The 15,119-nt window shown below is 64.8% G+C and carries 14 protein-coding genes and 1 tRNA gene; 9 read left to right on the top strand and 6 right to left on the bottom strand.

Annotation, left to right across the window (positions count from 1 at the left end):
- Nucleotides 1-46 precede the first annotated feature (46 nt).
- Nucleotides 47-901: an HTD2 family dehydratase gene (locus AC3A5N_RS10450; RefSeq protein ID WP_487737259.1), complete on the top strand. Its 855-nt coding sequence runs from the start codon at nucleotides 47-49 to the stop codon at nucleotides 899-901.
- A gap of 66 nt (nucleotides 902-967) precedes the next feature.
- Here the strand turns inward: AC3A5N_RS10450 and AC3A5N_RS10445 are convergent, their stop codons facing one another.
- Nucleotides 968-1,294: a hypothetical protein gene (locus AC3A5N_RS10445; RefSeq protein WP_487737258.1), complete on the bottom strand. Its 327-nt coding sequence runs from the start codon at nucleotides 1,292-1,294 to the stop codon at nucleotides 968-970.
- Between the two features lie 210 nt (nucleotides 1,295-1,504).
- Here AC3A5N_RS10445 and argB point away from each other — a divergent pair, with 210 nt between their 5' ends.
- The 5 genes from argB to AC3A5N_RS10420 all read left to right on the top strand — a co-directional run bounded on the left by argB (nucleotide 1,505) and on the right by AC3A5N_RS10420 (nucleotide 5,008).
- Entirely contained in the window at nucleotides 1,505-2,404 is a 900-nt protein-coding gene (argB, locus tag AC3A5N_RS10440) for an acetylglutamate kinase (RefSeq protein ID WP_487737257.1), read from the top strand.
- Between the two features lie 95 nt (nucleotides 2,405-2,499).
- Nucleotides 2,500-2,784 (top strand): YggT family protein, encoded by a 285-nt coding sequence (locus tag AC3A5N_RS10435; protein ID WP_487737256.1) that lies wholly within the window; start codon nucleotides 2,500-2,502, stop codon nucleotides 2,782-2,784.
- On the top strand, nucleotides 2,784-3,680 hold the full coding sequence (gene folD / locus AC3A5N_RS10430; protein WP_487737255.1) for a bifunctional methylenetetrahydrofolate dehydrogenase/methenyltetrahydrofolate cyclohydrolase FolD: 897 nt from the start codon (nucleotides 2,784-2,786) through the stop codon (nucleotides 3,678-3,680). The genes AC3A5N_RS10435 and folD overlap by 1 nt, the downstream gene beginning before the upstream one ends.
- A complete protein-coding gene (locus AC3A5N_RS10425; protein ID WP_487737254.1) occupies nucleotides 3,677-4,375 on the top strand; it encodes a hypothetical protein in 699 nt (232 codons plus the stop codon). The genes folD and AC3A5N_RS10425 overlap by 4 nt, the downstream gene beginning before the upstream one ends.
- Nucleotides 4,376-5,008: a MarC family protein gene (locus AC3A5N_RS10420; RefSeq protein ID WP_487737253.1), complete on the top strand. Its 633-nt coding sequence runs from the start codon at nucleotides 4,376-4,378 to the stop codon at nucleotides 5,006-5,008. It abuts the gene before it with no gap.
- Between the two features lie 118 nt (nucleotides 5,009-5,126).
- Here the strand turns inward: AC3A5N_RS10420 and AC3A5N_RS10415 are convergent, their stop codons facing one another.
- Together AC3A5N_RS10415 and AC3A5N_RS10410 are read right to left on the bottom strand one after the other, a co-directional pair.
- Entirely contained in the window at nucleotides 5,127-5,738 is a 612-nt protein-coding gene (locus tag AC3A5N_RS10415) for an LON peptidase substrate-binding domain-containing protein (protein WP_487737252.1), read from the bottom strand.
- A gap of 40 nt (nucleotides 5,739-5,778) precedes the next feature.
- Nucleotides 5,779-6,693 carry a tetratricopeptide repeat protein gene (locus tag AC3A5N_RS10410; RefSeq protein WP_487737467.1) on the bottom strand — a complete coding sequence of 305 codons (915 nt, stop codon included), beginning with the start codon at nucleotides 6,691-6,693 and terminating at the stop codon, nucleotides 5,779-5,781.
- A 175-nt stretch (nucleotides 6,694-6,868) separates the two neighbouring features.
- On the opposite strand from AC3A5N_RS10410, the gene AC3A5N_RS10405 reads away from it, so the two are divergent.
- The 3 genes from AC3A5N_RS10405 (at nucleotide 6,869) to AC3A5N_RS10395 (ending at nucleotide 9,933) form a co-directional block, all read left to right on the top strand.
- Nucleotides 6,869-6,943: transfer RNA gene (locus tag AC3A5N_RS10405), tRNA-Gly, on the top strand.
- A 1,191-nt stretch (nucleotides 6,944-8,134) separates the two neighbouring features.
- On the top strand, nucleotides 8,135-8,287 hold the full coding sequence (locus tag AC3A5N_RS10400) for a hypothetical protein (RefSeq protein ID WP_487737251.1): 153 nt from the start codon (nucleotides 8,135-8,137) through the stop codon (nucleotides 8,285-8,287).
- 956 nt (nucleotides 8,288-9,243) lie between these two features.
- The gene (locus AC3A5N_RS10395; protein ID WP_487737250.1) at nucleotides 9,244-9,933 is read left to right on the top strand and encodes a dihydrofolate reductase family protein; all 690 of its coding nucleotides are present in this window, start codon (nucleotides 9,244-9,246) and stop codon (nucleotides 9,931-9,933) included.
- A 643-nt stretch (nucleotides 9,934-10,576) separates the two neighbouring features.
- Here the strand turns inward: AC3A5N_RS10395 and AC3A5N_RS10390 are convergent.
- The 3 genes from AC3A5N_RS10390 to AC3A5N_RS10380 all read right to left on the bottom strand — a co-directional run bounded on the left by AC3A5N_RS10390 (nucleotide 10,577) and on the right by AC3A5N_RS10380 (nucleotide 14,917).
- On the bottom strand, nucleotides 10,577-11,365 hold the full coding sequence (locus AC3A5N_RS10390; RefSeq protein WP_487737249.1) for a dihydrofolate reductase family protein: 789 nt from the start codon (nucleotides 11,363-11,365) through the stop codon (nucleotides 10,577-10,579).
- Between the two features lie 1,100 nt (nucleotides 11,366-12,465).
- A complete protein-coding gene (locus tag AC3A5N_RS10385; RefSeq protein WP_487737248.1) occupies nucleotides 12,466-14,304 on the bottom strand; it encodes a hypothetical protein in 1,839 nt (612 codons plus the stop codon).
- A 28-nt stretch (nucleotides 14,305-14,332) separates the two neighbouring features.
- Nucleotides 14,333-14,917, bottom strand: a complete 585-nt coding sequence (locus AC3A5N_RS10380; RefSeq protein WP_487737247.1) for a helix-turn-helix domain-containing protein — start codon at nucleotides 14,915-14,917, stop codon at nucleotides 14,333-14,335.
- Nucleotides 14,918-15,119 lie beyond the last annotated feature (202 nt).

The following is a 15,119-nucleotide window of genomic DNA, read 5'->3' as shown; positions in this document are numbered from 1 at the left end:
ACAGCGATCCCAGCTTTCGCTGGGATGACGAATGCGGGAGTGCAGCATGACTGAATGGGACGCCTGGATCGGCCGCGAGCAGCGGAGTGCCGACCGGCTCGACCCGTCGCTGGCGGCGCGCTGGTGTGCGACGTTCGACCTGCCGGCGCCGGCGGGCGAGGCCATGCCGCAGGGGATCCACTTCTGCCTCTGCACGCCCGAGGCGCCGACGGCGCAGCTCGGCGAGGACGGGCATCCGCAGCGCGACGACAGTGCGGTGAGCTTCCTGCCGCCCGTGCCGCTCCCCCGCCGGATGTGGGCCGCGAGCGAAGTCGCGTTCCTCGGTCCGATCGCAGTCGGGGCGCCGGTCGAGCGGGTCTCGCGCGTGGCGGCTATCGCGGAGAAGGACGGGCGCAGCGGACCGATGACCTTCGTCGAGGTCGTTCATGAGACGTCGGCAGGCGGCGCGCTCGCCGTGCGCGAGACGCAGACGCTGGTCTACCGCGAGGCCGCGGCGGCCGACGCGCCGCTTGCGCCGCCGCCGCCGACGGAGGACACTTTCGACGCCGCAGGCTGGGATGCGGCGCACCGCGTGGTCCATCCCGATCCGCGGCTGCTGTTCCGCTATTCGGCGCTTACCTTCAATACGCACCGCATCCACTACGACGCGCCCTATGCCCGCGAGGTCGAGCGCTATCGCGGGCTGGTGGTCCACGGGCCGCTGACCGCGAGCCTGCTGCTGCAGCTCGCCGCGCGCGAACTGGGCGACAACGCGCTGAAGCGCTTCGCCTTCCGCGGCCTCAGCCCGGCGATCGCGGGGGAACCGCTGCACCTCGTCATGCGCGGGGCGGGCGAGGCGATCGAGCTTGCCGCCTTCGCGGGCGACGGGCGCCAGGTCACCCGGGCGAGCGCCGCCGCATAAGAGGCTGGCGCGCAAGAAAAAGGGCGGCAATGCTGCCGCCCTTTTCCGTTCGTCGCGATCCGGGCGTTAGGCTTCGGGATCGGTTTCCGCTTCTGCGTCGGCATCGGCCGACGCAGAAGTGTCGCCCACTTCGGCGTCCGCCGCGACATCGGCTTCGACGCTCGCGTCCGCTGCGTCGTCCGCATGCTCCTTGGTGTGGTCGACGGTGTCGGCCACTGCGTCGGTCGCGGTGTTCACCGGACCTTCGAGGCCGGTCTGCGCGTCCGCGCTGACGTCGACTTCGCCGGTGACCGGGCCGACCGCGCCGGTGGCATCGTCGACCGACTGCGCATGGGCGACCGAGCCGGCAGCGCCAAGCGCCAGGGCGAGCGAAAGGGAAATCATCTTCTTCATCGAGTCCATCCTTAATCCCGTTGGCTGGGATGGCTAGGACGTGCCGACCCCGTGAAAGGTCCCCGAATTGCGGCGATCCGCGCCGTAAGATCGCCGAGGTGAGCCCGTTAATCGGGGGTTTAGCTTCCGGCCCTCCCGGTCGATGGCGCTTTCCAGCGCGCAGCACAGCCGCTAAGCGCGCCGGGCTTGCGCAGGCAGAAGGTTTTTCGAATGAACGGCAGCGACGAGATGGCGACGATCGCCAAGGCCCAGGTGCTGATCGAGGCGCTGCCTTACTTCCAGCGATATGCGGGGCGCACTTTCGTGGTCAAATACGGCGGCCACGCGATGGGCGACCCGGCCGCCGCGCGCGACTTCGCCGAGGACATCGTGCTGCTGAAGGCCGTCGGGATCAACCCGGTGGTGGTCCACGGCGGCGGGCCGCAGATCGGGGCCATGCTGAAGAAGCTCGGGGTCGAGAGCACCTTCGTCGACGGCCTGCGCGTGACCGACGCGCAGACGGCGCAAATCGCCGAAATGGTCCTGTCGGGCGCGATCAACAAGGAATTGGTCGGCTGGATCAACCAGGCGGGGGGCAAGGGGCTCGGCATCTCCGGCAAGGACGGGCGGCTCGTCACCGCGTCCAAGGTGCAGCGCACGGTCAAAACTCCCGGCAGCAATATCGAGCAGGCGGTCGACCTCGGCTTCGTCGGCGAGCCGTCGGCGGTGGACACGACGATCATCGACACCGCGGTCGCCGCCGGGATGATCCCGATCGTCGCCCCGATCGGCGCAGGCGAGGACGGGCAGACCTACAACATCAACGCCGACACCATGGCCGGCGCGATCGCCGCGGCGCTGGGCGCGGCGCGGCTGTTCCTGCTGACCGACGTTCCGGGCGTGCTCGACAAGCAGGGCGCGCTGCTCAGCGATCTCCGACCGTCCGACATCGAGCGGCTGCGCGCCGACGGCACGATCGGCGGCGGAATGATCCCGAAGCTGGAGACCTGCGTCCACGCGGTCGAGGCCGGGTGCGAGGCGGCAGTGGTGATCGACGGGCGCGTGCCCCATGCCATGCTGCTCGAACTCTTCACGGCGCATGGCGCGGGCACGCTGATACGGGCAGAATGAGGATGGTCGTGCGACCGTCTTAGGCAGTTGATACAGCCGCCACGAAGCGGGTAGGAAGGCGGCCGAACCGCAACGCGGCCAGGAAAGGACAATACGTGGGTCTCATCATCGACATCCTCGGCATGCTGATCAACGTGATCGTAATGCTGGTCATCATCCAGTTCATCATCGGGCTGCTGTTCGCCTTCAACGTGATCAACCAGCGCAACGAATTCCTCTGGCAGGTCTACAACTCGATCAACTCGCTGCTGGAGCCGGTGCTGGCGCCGATCCGGCGAATCCTGCCGCAGACCGGAACGATCGATTTCTCGCCGCTGGTGCTGATCATCGGCCTGCAGATCTTCATGCGTATCCTGATCTACGCGGTCTACGGCCAGTAATGGCGGCCGAGATCATCGACGGGAAGGCGTTCGCCGCGTCCCTGCGCGAGAAGGTCGGCGCGCTGGCGGCCGCGTTCGAGGCGCAGGCCGGGCGCAAGGCGGGCCTCGCGGTCGTGCTCGTGGGCGAGGACCCGGCGAGCCAGGTCTATGTCGGCAGCAAGGGCAAGGCGACCGTCGCCGCCAACATGGCGAGCTTCGAGCACCGCCTTCCGACCGAAACCAGCGCGGCGGAGCTGCTGGCGCTGGTCGACCGGCTGAACCGCGACCCGGCCGTCGACGGCATCCTGGTGCAGCTTCCGCTGCCCGGCCATCTCGACGAGCAGGCGGTGATCGCCGCGATCGACCCGAACAAGGACGTCGACGGCTTCCACGTCATCAATGCCGGCCGACTCGCGGTCGGCCAGCCCGGCTTCGTGCCCTGCACGCCGCTCGGCTGCATGATGATGCTGACCCACCGGCTGGGTGACCTCTCGGGGCTCGAGGCGGTCGTGATCGGCCGCTCGAACATCGTCGGCAAGCCGATGGCGCAGCTCCTGCTCGGCGCCAATGCGACCGTCACCATGGCGCACAGCCGCACGAAGGATCTGCCGGATGTGGTGCGGCGGGCGGACATCGTCGTCGCCGCGGTCGGGCGCGCGGAAATGGTGAAGGGCGACTGGCTCAAACCGGGCGCGACCGTGATCGACGTCGGCATCAACCGGCTGGAGCCGGAGCCCGGCGCGGCGAAAGGCCGCCTGGTGGGCGATGTCGCTTTCGATGAGGCACGCGAGGTCGCGGGCGCGATCACGCCGGTGCCGGGCGGGGTCGGGCCGATGACCATCGCGGTCCTGCTCAGGAACACGCTCGTCGCCGCGCACCGCAATGCGGGAATCGCGCTGGCGGAGGATGCGATATGAAGCGCGCGATCGGCGCCGTGCTCCTCGCAGGCCTGCTCGCCTCCTGCGCGTCGGGCAGCAACGATCCGCGCGAGCGTTTCTACCGCTCGCTTGCGCCCCGGGCGAACCCGAGCGCAGTAATCGCCACCGAGCTCGCCTTCGCGCGCGAGGCGCGGGAGGAAGGGCAGTGGACCGCCTTCCGCGAATTCGCCGCCGAGGATGCGGTGATGTTTGTGCCCGAAGCGGTGAAGGCGCGCGACTGGCTGTCCAACCGCGCCGATCCGCCGCAGCCGGTGCAGTGGCAGCCGCACCAGGTCTGGTCGAGCTGCGACGGCTCGCTCTCGGTCACCAGGGGCGCCTGGCAGCGGCCCGACGGCAGCACCGGCTATTTCACGACCGTGTGGCGCCGCGAGGGCCGACGGGGGGACGAGGAGTACCGCTGGGTGCTCGACCAGGGCGACACGCTGGCCGAACCGCTGCCCGAGCCGGACATCATCCGGACCACGGTGGCGGACTGCGGCGGCGACGGCTTGCCCGTCGCACCCGCGTCCGAGCCCGGCGCCACCGCCGGATCGGGCCGCTCCCGCGACCGCACGCTCACCTATACCTGGCAAGTCGCGCCCGATCTCTCGCGCACCGTCACGGTCACCATGCTGATCGACGGCGAGGCGGAGGACGTCCTGACGGTCGCGGTTGCCGCGCCCGGTGGCGGCTGAATGGTCGAGCTCTTCATCTCCGCCTTCGTCACGCTGTTCGTGGTGATCGACCCGCCGGGGTGCGCGCCGATCTACGCCGGGCTGACCAAGGACGCGAGCGCTGCGCAGCGCCGCAACATGGCGATCCGCGCGGCCCTGATCGCGGGTGCGATCCTGTTGGCCTTCGCCTTCTTCGGGGAGGCGCTGCTCGGCGCGCTGCACATCGATCTCGAGAGCTTCCGTATCGCGGGCGGCATCATGCTGTTCGTGATCGCGCTCGAGATGGTGTTCGAGAAGCGGACCCAGCGCCGCGAGGACCGGGCCGAGAAGATCATGGCGCAGAACGAGGCAACCCCCGAGGTCGAGGACGTGTCGGTCTTCCCCATGGCCATGCCGATGCTCGCCGGGCCGGGCGCAATCGCCTCGATCATGCTGCTCACCAGCGGGACCGACATGAACGGAATGCTGACCGTGCTCGCCGCACTGTTCAGCGTACTGCTGCTGACGATGCTGGCCCTGATGGCCGCGGGGCCGCTGATGCGGCTGTTCGGCGACCGGGTGGAGGCGGTCATCACGCGCTTGCTCGGCGTGCTGCTCGCTGCCCTTGCCTCGCAATATGTGATCGACGGGCTGCGCGGCAGCTTCGGGTTCTAGATTGCCGGAGGTGTGCAGATCCGGCCGGCGCAGCCGACCGCAAGCGCGACCGCGCGCCCGAGCTTAGGCGAGAAAAGCCAAGCGGGCCGGACGGCCCGCGCCCGGCGCTTGAGGGCGTTTACTGCAGCGTTACGCGATCTTCGTCGCCGTCGCGGCGGCCGTAGAACTGCATCAGCTGGATCAGCAGCTCGCAGCGTTCGCGCAGCGTATCGACTTCGAGCAGAGCCTGCTTCGACGCGGGATCGAACGGCGCGATCTGCGACACGCCGTTGATCAGCGACATGTCGTCGAGCCGGGCGACCGATTCCCAGTCGACGCTGTAGCCCTGGGCATCGGCGAAGCGGCGCGCCTCGCGCTCGAAGCCGGCGCGCTCGATGCTGCTCAGCACCTCGTCGGCATCGTCGCCGATCAGTTCGGCCTCGACCTTGCGGAACGGCGTGGCGCTCTCGACCTCGCGCAGCACGCGGAAGCGCGCCTCGCCGTCGAGCACGATGTTGTAGCGCCCGTCCTCCAGCGCCTCGACTTCGCCGATCCGGCCGACGCAGCCGATCGCGAACAGCGGCGCACCTTCCGCGGCGCGGTGCGGCTGGATCATCCCGATCCGCCGGTCGCGCGCGAGCGCGTCGCCGACCAGCGCGCGGTACCGCGGCTCGAAGACGTGCAGCGGCAGTTGCAGCCCCGGGAAGAGGATCACGCCCGGCAGGGGGAAGATCGAAAGGCGGGTGGTCATCGGCCTGACCGATCCCTGCTCCACCGGGCCCGGCATCGCCTCATCCGAACAGTATCCTGGACAATCGCCGCCGCGTCGCGACGACCCACGGATCTTCGAGCCCGACGGCTTCGAAGATCTGCAGCAACTTGGCGCGCGCGGCGCCATCGTTCCATTCGCGGTCGTGCTCGATCATAGCCAGCAACGTGTCCGCCGCCTCGTCGCGCCGGTTCGCCGCGAACGCCGCCTCGGCGAAGGCGAGCTGCTTGTCCATATCCGCCGGCGCTTCGGCCGCCGCGGCGCGCAGCGCCTGGAGCTCGCCTTCGTCGACCTGCGTTCCGGCCAGCTCGAGCGCACTCTTCGCGGTGCGGATCACCGGGTCTTCAGCGAGCGCCGGATCGAGCGCGTCGAGCGCCGCCTGCGCTTCGTCGGGCCGCCCGGCGGCAATCAGCGCGCGGATCAGCCCGGCCTGCGCTGCGGCGTTGTCCGGCGTCATCTCGGTCACCTGCGCGAAGATGCCTGCCGCGCGTTCGCCATCGCCGTCGGCAAGGATCTGCTCTCCCATGGCGACGAACTGCGCAACGTCCTGCTCCTGCCGCTGCGCGGCGCCGCCGTCCCCGCCGTTCACCGGAAGTTGCTCCAGCAACTGGTCGAGCACTTGCTTCAACTGCGATTCGCTGCGCGCATTGGTCAGGTCGGCGACGGGCTGGCCCTGGAACAGCGCATAGACGGTCGGGATCGAGCGGACCTGGAACTGGCTCGCGATGAACTGCTCCTCGTCCACGTTGAGCTTGGCGAGCATCACGCCCTTGTCGGCATATTCGGCGGCGACTTTCTCCAGCATCGGCGCAAGCGCCTTGCACGGCCCGCACCACTCGGCCCAGAAATCGAGGATGACGAGTTTCGACATCGACGGTTCGACGACATCCTTGCGGAACCGATCGACCGCCTTCTGCTCGTCGAGATTGAGGCCCATGCTAGCCAAGGCGCGCTCCCATTCGTTAGGTGTTCGGACAAGCGGCCAATGTGGGTGTTTTGCCCGGATTGTGAAGGAAAAAGCGCCGCGCGATTTTCCCCTTGCGGCCCTGGGTCCCCACTGCTAATCGCGCCGCCTCCAGCCGGAACGCCAGGCGTCCGGCAGCGCCAAGTGAGCGGGCGTAGCTCAGGGGTAGAGCACAACCTTGCCAAGGTTGGGGTCGAGAGTTCGAATCTCTTCGCCCGCTCCAAAAATTCCGAGAAATTCAGGGAGTTACTTTCGCACCCGTAAAGCGGGGGGATGGCTCTCATGGGCCGTCTACCACCCGTCTACCACCGAGCGGATCTTCTCCGTTGCCGCCCGAGGGCAGTCGTGCGGAGGTCTTGCTGGACGTGATAGCGGTCGGCCTGCTTCGATGCACTGGCACGACCTTCGTGCCGCCACGTCGATTGCACAGCGCTCAGCGCAGCGTTCGCGAAAGGAATTGGCGGACGAGCGGCAGCGCGTCCTCAAAATGGGGTTTCCAGCAGCCAGTGTCCTGCGTCGTTGAGGATGTGGAACTCCGCGTCCGGTAGATCGCGCTGATAGGCGCGGGCCGATGCGCTGTCGGCTGACATCGGCCTCGGCCTCGATCTATCCAGTCGGGCGCGGCTCGACGTGGCCTACAGCGGAGATGCGGCCTCGCGTGCACAAAACCACAGCGGCAAGGCGACGTTCTCGCTCGCGTTCTAGGAGTGCTGAGTTTCGGATTCTTCCGACTTTCGGGCCACAATCGGAGCTGCAATCGCATCGCGACGCGTGATCAAAGCCGCTCGCCGTTCTCGAATGGCCGTTGTCCCGCTGGTTGGGTGGGCGCCGCGCTTGCCGCTCCGGCCTTGCCGCAAGCGGCTGCGACGGGGCTCTATAGTGCCGCGGGCTGCAGATCCTCCTGGTAGGCGGCTTGATCGGCCACCTGCACTTCTCACTTGTTCGAGGTGGACGGACAGCTATCCTGCACCCGAAACCGACGTCCCGCGAGGTTCCGCATGCGCATCAGGCTTTTCCTCGCAATCTTTGTTGCAGGCCTTCTGGCTTTACTTTCCTCCCCCGCAATGGCTCGGGCAACGGCGGCGGAGCCACCGGAAAAATGCACCTTTCAGTCATTGTCTCCGGCAGACAAGTCGCGTTATCAGTCTCGCTACCGACGCCGGGTTCGCCTCGATGGGAAGGCTTTCGCTGATCGATGGCTCTACGAACAGGTGTGCATGACGGCCGCTGAACGAAAAGCCCTTCGCCCGCCGGCAAAAGGGAAGAACTGCCGCGCTGTCTCACGCCCCGTTACCAGCATGGACGGCTCGATGACCGTCGGCATCGGGCGAAAGTGCGACTGAATTCTTGGGCTGGTGATTTCGCTCCCCGTCTGTGACCTGGCACTCCAAGAGGAGCTGATTGCCGCTCGACTGTGGTCAAACGGCCCGCGGCAACATCAAAAGGCACAGCCGCCATACTCGTAATCCGCAATGCAGTGGACGAGCCGGAGAATGGCTATCAGTCGGATTTCGATCTCCTGATTGTCGTTAGCCACGAGGAGCTGATCGATATCGCCCATTGCTAGTATGTCGCCGAGGATCGGATCGCGCGCGATCCGGCGTGCTAGGCGCCGCCACTGCGGTCCCGCAAGGTTCGAGCCGACGCTGAATCACCCCGACGGTTGCTTGGCGGGCTGGAAGAAGCCGGCCAGTTTAGAGACGGGCAGCTTGCAGAAGGGAATGCGGGCTTGCTGCCGTCGAGTCACGCGAACTAGCTACGTCAGCTCATTACCTAGGCTCGGTTGTCCATCACTACACGGGTGGCTCGACACCGACTGCCGCTGGATAGCGACTAGACAACCCGGGGCGTCAGCAGTCAGGATGCGTCTTTTCCGAGTAGCAATACAAACTGCGAGCTAGTGTCGGAACCACGTGAGAGGCATCATGGCTGACCAGACCCGCATCTGATCGACGTCAAATGACGTCAACAGAGGGAGCCGCCAGGCGCCTGGTGCGGTTTGTTGCGGATACTTATCTGGAAGTCCTCCACATGCAGCTTCACTTTGGCCCTACAGGCAAAAATACGTCGTTACCGGCGCGAACTCCGACATTGGTCGTGCGATCGCGATCGCACTCAGCAAACCGGGTGCAAACGTTGCCGTCGCTGCTCATGGCGGCGTTTGTGCGCAGCATCTCGTCCCGGTGTGGGGCGGGCGGACGCGTCGTCAGATTCGTTCCTGATCAAGCTTGGTTCGCCGTATGCCCGCTAAAAAGCGACGCTTGGCTGCGTTCGGTTTGGGCATGCTCATCGCGTCGATCATTGCGACACGTGTCGCGCGGCCGACCCTAGGAGATGAAGAAATGCTCAAATGTACAGTACTTTTTCGGCGTCTAGCATAGCTGTCGACCTTGCGCAGCGATCGCAACACCGGCGCAGGATGGTCCTCAGATGCCACAACCGGCATCCGCGACGAATCCAACTTCGCCAAGTCAACGGCGTTAGCGTCCGGTATCAAACTCGCAGCGTGGGTCCCGTCCATCAATGGTGCAGCGATCGAGCGAGCGCCGGCATCCCAGATATGGCTGCGGAGGCTCGAAGTATCGGATCAGCCATTCAGAGCTCCCGATCCGAAGATTTGGGGAAGGCAAAGACATGACAGCGAGGTATACTTTCGACGTATTCATGAGTCTCGACGGCTCCGGATCCGCCGGCCGCGGGTGGCGCGGATACTGGGGCAAGCAGGGGCCTGAACTGCTCGCGCATCGCCTTGATCTGTACCAAAAGGACCAACGAATGGTTCTTGGAGCCAACACATATCGTGCTTTCACGCGGATGCTGGCGGCGACCGGAGCTGAATCCGAACTGCACGACCCATGGGTTGCGCGCATGCGGAATCTGCCGACCTCTGTCGTATCGAGATCCGTCGAAGGCCCCCTCGACTGGCCAGGCGCTACACTAGAGAGCGGTGATGCAATCGAGGTCGTTGCTCGGCTCAAGGAAGAGTCGGATTTACCCCTGCGCTCTCACGGAAGCCTGTCGATGAACCGGGCGCTGATGGCAGCCGGCCTTGTCGATTTCGTCCAGGTGACGGTGTTCCCCGTGATTACAGGTCAGTCAGGCGCCGAACCGATCTTTGATGGCGCGGCGGATTTCGATCTCGACCTGGTCTCGAGTCAGCTTCTCGATGGCCGGATCCAGGAACTTGTCTACCGTCCAGAGCTGCACGCCTGAATCCTGGCCCGGAGGGCCTTCGCCGACCAACCTGATACCGACGCTTGCCCGCGCCAGCAGCGATCACCTTATTTTCTGTGCTGGTTGGGCGCTGTCGGGGCGGATCCTGCCGGAACTCTTGGCATGCAGGGCGATGCCCAAGTGCGGCCAACTCTGAGACTGGTGACGCTGCGTGACGGACCTCGCGGACAAGCGAGCCAGACAGGACTGCATGGCTGCGCACTCCAACCGCTGACACATATGTCGTACAATGGCTGTCTCTGGACAATCTGGCGTCATTTGAAATCGACAGCCGCCCGGATTTTCTCGGCGTCGTAGCAGCCCCTACGCCCGCCTGCCTCAAGCTCGTCGAAGCGCTCGCCGAGCTGGACGTGGCACCAACATTTTCGGCAGCCCGACCGACTGCCCTTCCCAGTAACCGGTCGCTACCGGTCCGCACGCCTCCCGCAATCGAAGTCGCGTTCCGATAAACTGGCGTTGCTCTAGCAGCAACGACGAAAGGCGCATGCCTTCGACTCGACAGTGCCGCTGGCGCAGCAGCCGGTCGTTGCGCGGAAGACGCCCCTCTCGAGCGAGGGCGCTTACGCTTAAACGCTGCCAACTGAACGGCGCGTGCGGACTTCAGGGGCGCCCAATCCAGCAATCATCCGTTGGCCTTGTTGAACATCATATGCGTGACGCCGCTTGAGGACGATACGGTTTCGACATCGTAGCTTTCCTCCAGTCCCTCCATTCCATCCCAGAGGCGAACGCCTCGTCCCAGCAGGATTGGCACGACGACCAAGTGCATGTGATCGATAAGCCCCGCTGCAAGGAAATCCCGAATAACCGAAACGCCTCCGCCGATGCGCACGTCCTGACCGCCGGCCGATTGGCGAGCGGCAGCGAATGCTTCCTCGCGCGAGGCGTCGAGAAAGTGAAATGTGGTACCGCCCTCCATCTCTATCGGCGGACGCGGGTGATGGGTTAGTACGAAGACCGGTGTATGGAATGGCGGGTTGGAACCCCACCAGCCATGCCAGTTCGGATCATCTTCCCATCCAGGATAGCCAAACTTGCCTGCGCCCATGATCTCGGCACCGATTCCCGGCGAGAACAAGCGCAGCAGGGAATCGTCGATGCCGCCACTTCCCCCGGCTCGTCCGAGCAACTTGCGGCCCCACCGCGCTTCGAACATCCAGTCATGGAGTCTTTCACCGGCGTGTCCGAACGGAGCTTCACGGCTTAGACCTTCACCGGTACCGAAGCCGTCTAGCGAGATGGAGAAATGTTGAACGCGAGCTAATGACACACTTGCTGCTCCCCTGCTGGCATTCAGGGCGGTCGGCGGCCGCACCTCCAATGATTGATCGCACCGCAGCAATGCCCAAATGGATTTGCGAGCAACGTCGACTTCCTGCTGCCGGGCGGCCTTCAGGAACATCAGAAGCATTCTTTCATTCGGTCCTCGGTGCCCGGGCAAGCAAAGCAAGTGCAGGTTCGCCGTCAGCCGGGCTGCCGCTGTCGTGCGTTCAGCGGCATAAAAGCGACCGTTGCCCGTGCGGCTATCGAGAGAGCCTGGTTTAGACCGTTATCAAGCGACATGTCGTCACCGCTACTGTGGAGTCACTATGTCTCTTGTTCCGCCGTTGCTTGCCCTCGTCATTCAGTCGACGACACCCACGCCACATCCGCGGCAGGCGGAGGCGCGAGAGCTAATGACTGCCGTCCAAGGCCAATGGCGCTGCCGCGGCGCGTTTGCAGACGGGCGTGCGATAGAGGCCGACCTACGTTTTGAGCCTGTTTTCGATGGGCTCGGAACTCGCTTCTCCCATGTCGATCGGCCCCCGCACAGCTATCGTCAGGAGTCGCACTGGGGTTTCGATCGAGAGAGCGGGCATATTGTCTCGCTCGCACTGACCGGGTCAGGCCGAACCGCCGAACCGAGCGCGGTAACGTATGTCGCCGAGACTTGGACGAAAAGCTCACTGACGCTGGTCCAGCGGGCTCTTCTCACAGATCCGTTTGCGCCGAACCGCTTCACCTACACTATAGCGAATGGCCGCTTAACGAAGGTATGGGAGGTGGCACGGGCCGAAGGACGCTGGACCATGGGGGATTATCTCGACTGCGAGCGGGCAGACTGAAAGCAGACCAGAAGTCTCTGCACCACATGCCGCGAAATCGGCAGAACGGGGCAGCCGCTCTGAATAGGCCGGGCTATCAGAAGCCCCCGCGGAAAAGCGGCTTCTGGCGCGACCTTTCGGTCAACAACGCGTCTTCATGTGTTGAAAAGGTCCGAGTCTGCAACCCAGAGTCAGTTTCTCGACACAATGATCACAACGCTTGCGCAGCGAGAATTACCGCCCTGTCGAATGCGCGATCCGCAATACCCTATGCTTGCAAAAGCCGCCGGCCGCTGCTGGTTCTTTGAATTGGAGAATCGCTAGAGAACAGCCTGATCCCGAGGGATGGGAGAGGGCGATTTTTCCATGGATAGTATTGAGTTTTTGCAGGGGCCGGCACTTCCCAAGAACGGTCACGATCGCGCGATCAGCAAGGCATCATCTCTGGTTCGAGAGACGACGCGATGCTTCGGATTTGTTGCTCGGTCAGATTGTCGAGCTGTTCGAGGGGAGTCAGAGACGCATCGTAGTCCTCGATCTCCTCCGGGTGTGCGGCAATCCACTCGGCAATCTCCCTCAGGAGGCGCTCGTTGGCCACGCCATGTCCACTCGTCCCGCCGAACAGCGGACTGTAGATCGACGACAGCGCCAGCTTCGCATTCGGCGCGAACCGGATCTCTGACAGCTTTGCCCGGTACTCGAGTTCAGCGTTCTCTAATTCGCAAGGCCCTTGGAAGGTTGCCTGGTCGAGGACGTGCCGCCCCTCGTGAGCGGTGATCGCGCTCTCTACGAGGGCGCCATAGTAAGCCTTCTTGAATGCCGCTTCGAAGCTTTCGTGGGGGCCCAAGGTCGCGCGCACCCTGGCGGCCAAAGTATCGATGCCAGCCAATCGGAGCCGGGATCGCACACCGCTCAGGAAGGCTATCGGCGTTCTGGTTGCTATCTCCCTGTCGCTTGCGCGCTGCGCCTCGGCCTCCACAAACGCTTTTTCTCGCGCGGCACCGGGGCGGGCGATACGGGTGAAGCCGTCGATCAAGGTAAGATAGCGGGGTCGGACCTGCACGATCGTCGCGCCGTCGACCGCCCAACCTCCCGGTGCCGAAGCGCCATCCATCAGCCAGGCGGAAAATGAGTTATGGACCATATTGTCCAGCACGATGAAGCGGATCTCACCGGTGCGGTCGTCCTGCATCACCTTCTGACGCTGGTCGACCACGACGTGACCCAAGTGAACGCCGGATACGCCGTTGGACTTGCCTGGCTTCGTTCCCCACAGTCCGAACGCGCGGTACAGTGCGTCTTGCCAATCCGCGCCCGGAGCGACCTGCTCGGCGGCGCTCGCGAGTATGCTTGTCAGCTTCTCCTCGAAGGCGTTCTCGTCGGCGGGGCCGTTCCGCGCATAGCGTCGGTCGTGTGCAAGTATCTCGCCGGTGAGCGTGTCATGTAAGTCCAAGTAGACGCCGATCGGTTCCCATCCCTCAACTCGCTCCAATTGGTGTCGTTCAGCGTAGGCCTGTAGTTCCTCATAAAAGCCTGTGCGCATCAACAAGCCTGCGAACCGAAGCGCCGCGCCAGTCGTCGGTTGTGGCGCGAGACCTTCACGAAACACGCGAGGAACATCCGCTTTTATCGCCTGGGGCGCATGCGTGCGGTCACCGAGCCAGAAATATCTTCGCCAGCCGGTCAGCGCGACATCCGCGTCCGCTGCTAGGATGCCGAGCGACAACTTCAGCTTCGCTCCCTGCGCGGAGAAGCGCGCAGGTTCAGGAAGAGCATCCAATCGGCGTAGCGCCGCGACTGCGGCCGAGCGCTGAGCTCCGTTACCGGCCACATCGAGCGCCGCGAGCTTCAGCGAGCGGATACCCTCAAGTGCAACACCGGGCTCGGTCTCGAGACACTGGATTTCAAGCCGAGCGAGGAGAGGGTTGGACTTGAAGTGCAATCCCTCGTTACGAATTCGGGCATATAGGTTCGCGGCTGGGCACGGGTCGGGATCCTCCGGGAGACTTGCGGTAAGAATCGCAAGGGCCCTGTCGCGCTGCCCGTCGACAAGCCAAGCGATTCGCGCCAGCTCTCGGTTTGCAGAGGACCGGTCCTTGGCTGGTGCGGCAGGGTCCGAGGCGACTTGGCGATAGAGCGACTCCGCCTTGTTGACGTCGTACACCCCATAGGCGGCTTGGGCTTCGGTAAAGGTGGAAGCGGCGCCAGAGCTTGCCATGAAGCTAAGCAGCAGGCCGAAAAGCAGTGTTCTCATACCCACGGTCATTGCCTCGCCCCCGAGGCTAGGTCTTGAATTAATCGGACACGGTCGCGCGCCACGCAGTTGGGGACCTGCCAGTTAGCCGACGAATTGAACGTGTCATGTGTGCTTGGTCAGAGAAGCCCCAGTCGTGCGCGATCTCGACCAGTGGTCGAGCAGTCGTGATCAGGGCGCGTAAGGCGCCATGCGTCCGCGCACGCCAGCGAAATTGTGCCGGCGGAAGACCCAGGGCAGCCGAGAAGTGGCGCGTGACGGATCGAGCCGAAATACCGTGCAAGGCGCCCCACTCGGCGATTGCCACCCGTCCCGGCAAGGCGAGTGCAGCGGCAAGGCGATCCGGAATATCGTCCAGCTGGGCTACCGGAGTGACGCCCGAGCGCAAAGCGTCGCTGACGGAGACGGGATCGTCCATATAGCGATGCACGACTGCTTCCGGCTCCGACAGTACGCCCGATCGCAGCGTTAGTGCCTCCGCGACGGTCAGCGGCAGGTTCACGACGGTCGCGCCGCGTCTGCCGACGACATTGGCGTGCGCCGAGAAGGGCGGATGGATGACGAGATGGCCGGGGCCCACGCGGCGGCGCCCCCCGTCACCGCACTCTTCATAGTCACCGTCCAACACGAGCGCCGCATAGGGGTCGGCGTGACTGTGCCAAGCTAGGCGCGCGTTGGCGTCCAGTCTTTGCCGTAGGCGATCAAGCGGCGAGTGCATCGCATGGTCCGCCGGTCTCAGGGTCTGAAGAGGTTCCACGGCCAGGCAAGGCCGAGGCCTCCTCTCGTGCGGGGTTCCTAGGTCCGAGGGGTTCGGTCCTATTCGCACT

The organism is Pelagerythrobacter sp. Soil_C_18 (assembly GCF_057657235.1).
Note: the sequence above shows the minus strand (reverse complement) of the source record. Positions and strands in the feature narration are given on the sequence as shown.

Bases quoted from the DNA above. Each gene is read 5' to 3' on its own strand.
- AC3A5N_RS10395 (WP_487737250.1), top strand. From the start codon at position 9,244: ATGGTGCAGCGATCGAGCGAGCGCCGGCATCCCAGATATGGCTGCGGA.
- AC3A5N_RS10415 (WP_487737252.1), bottom strand. From the start codon at position 5,738: ATGACCACCCGCCTTTCGATCTTCCCCCTGCCGGGCGTGATCCTCTTC.
- AC3A5N_RS10385 (WP_487737248.1), bottom strand. From the start codon at position 14,304: ATGACCGTGGGTATGAGAACACTGCTTTTCGGCCTGCTGCTTAGCTTC.
- AC3A5N_RS10445 (WP_487737258.1), bottom strand. From the start codon at position 1,294: ATGAAGAAGATGATTTCCCTTTCGCTCGCCCTGGCGCTTGGCGCTGCC.
- AC3A5N_RS10390 (WP_487737249.1), bottom strand. From the start codon at position 11,365: ATGCTTCTGATGTTCCTGAAGGCCGCCCGGCAGCAGGAAGTCGACGTT.
- folD (WP_487737255.1), top strand. From the start codon at position 2,784: ATGGCGGCCGAGATCATCGACGGGAAGGCGTTCGCCGCGTCCCTGCGC.
- AC3A5N_RS10410 (WP_487737467.1), bottom strand. From the start codon at position 6,693: ATGGGCCTCAATCTCGACGAGCAGAAGGCGGTCGATCGGTTCCGCAAG.
- AC3A5N_RS10420 (WP_487737253.1), top strand. From the start codon at position 4,376: ATGGTCGAGCTCTTCATCTCCGCCTTCGTCACGCTGTTCGTGGTGATC.
- AC3A5N_RS10450 (WP_487737259.1), top strand. From the start codon at position 47: ATGACTGAATGGGACGCCTGGATCGGCCGCGAGCAGCGGAGTGCCGAC.
- AC3A5N_RS10425 (WP_487737254.1), top strand. From the start codon at position 3,677: ATGAAGCGCGCGATCGGCGCCGTGCTCCTCGCAGGCCTGCTCGCCTCC.
- argB (WP_487737257.1), top strand. From the start codon at position 1,505: ATGAACGGCAGCGACGAGATGGCGACGATCGCCAAGGCCCAGGTGCTG.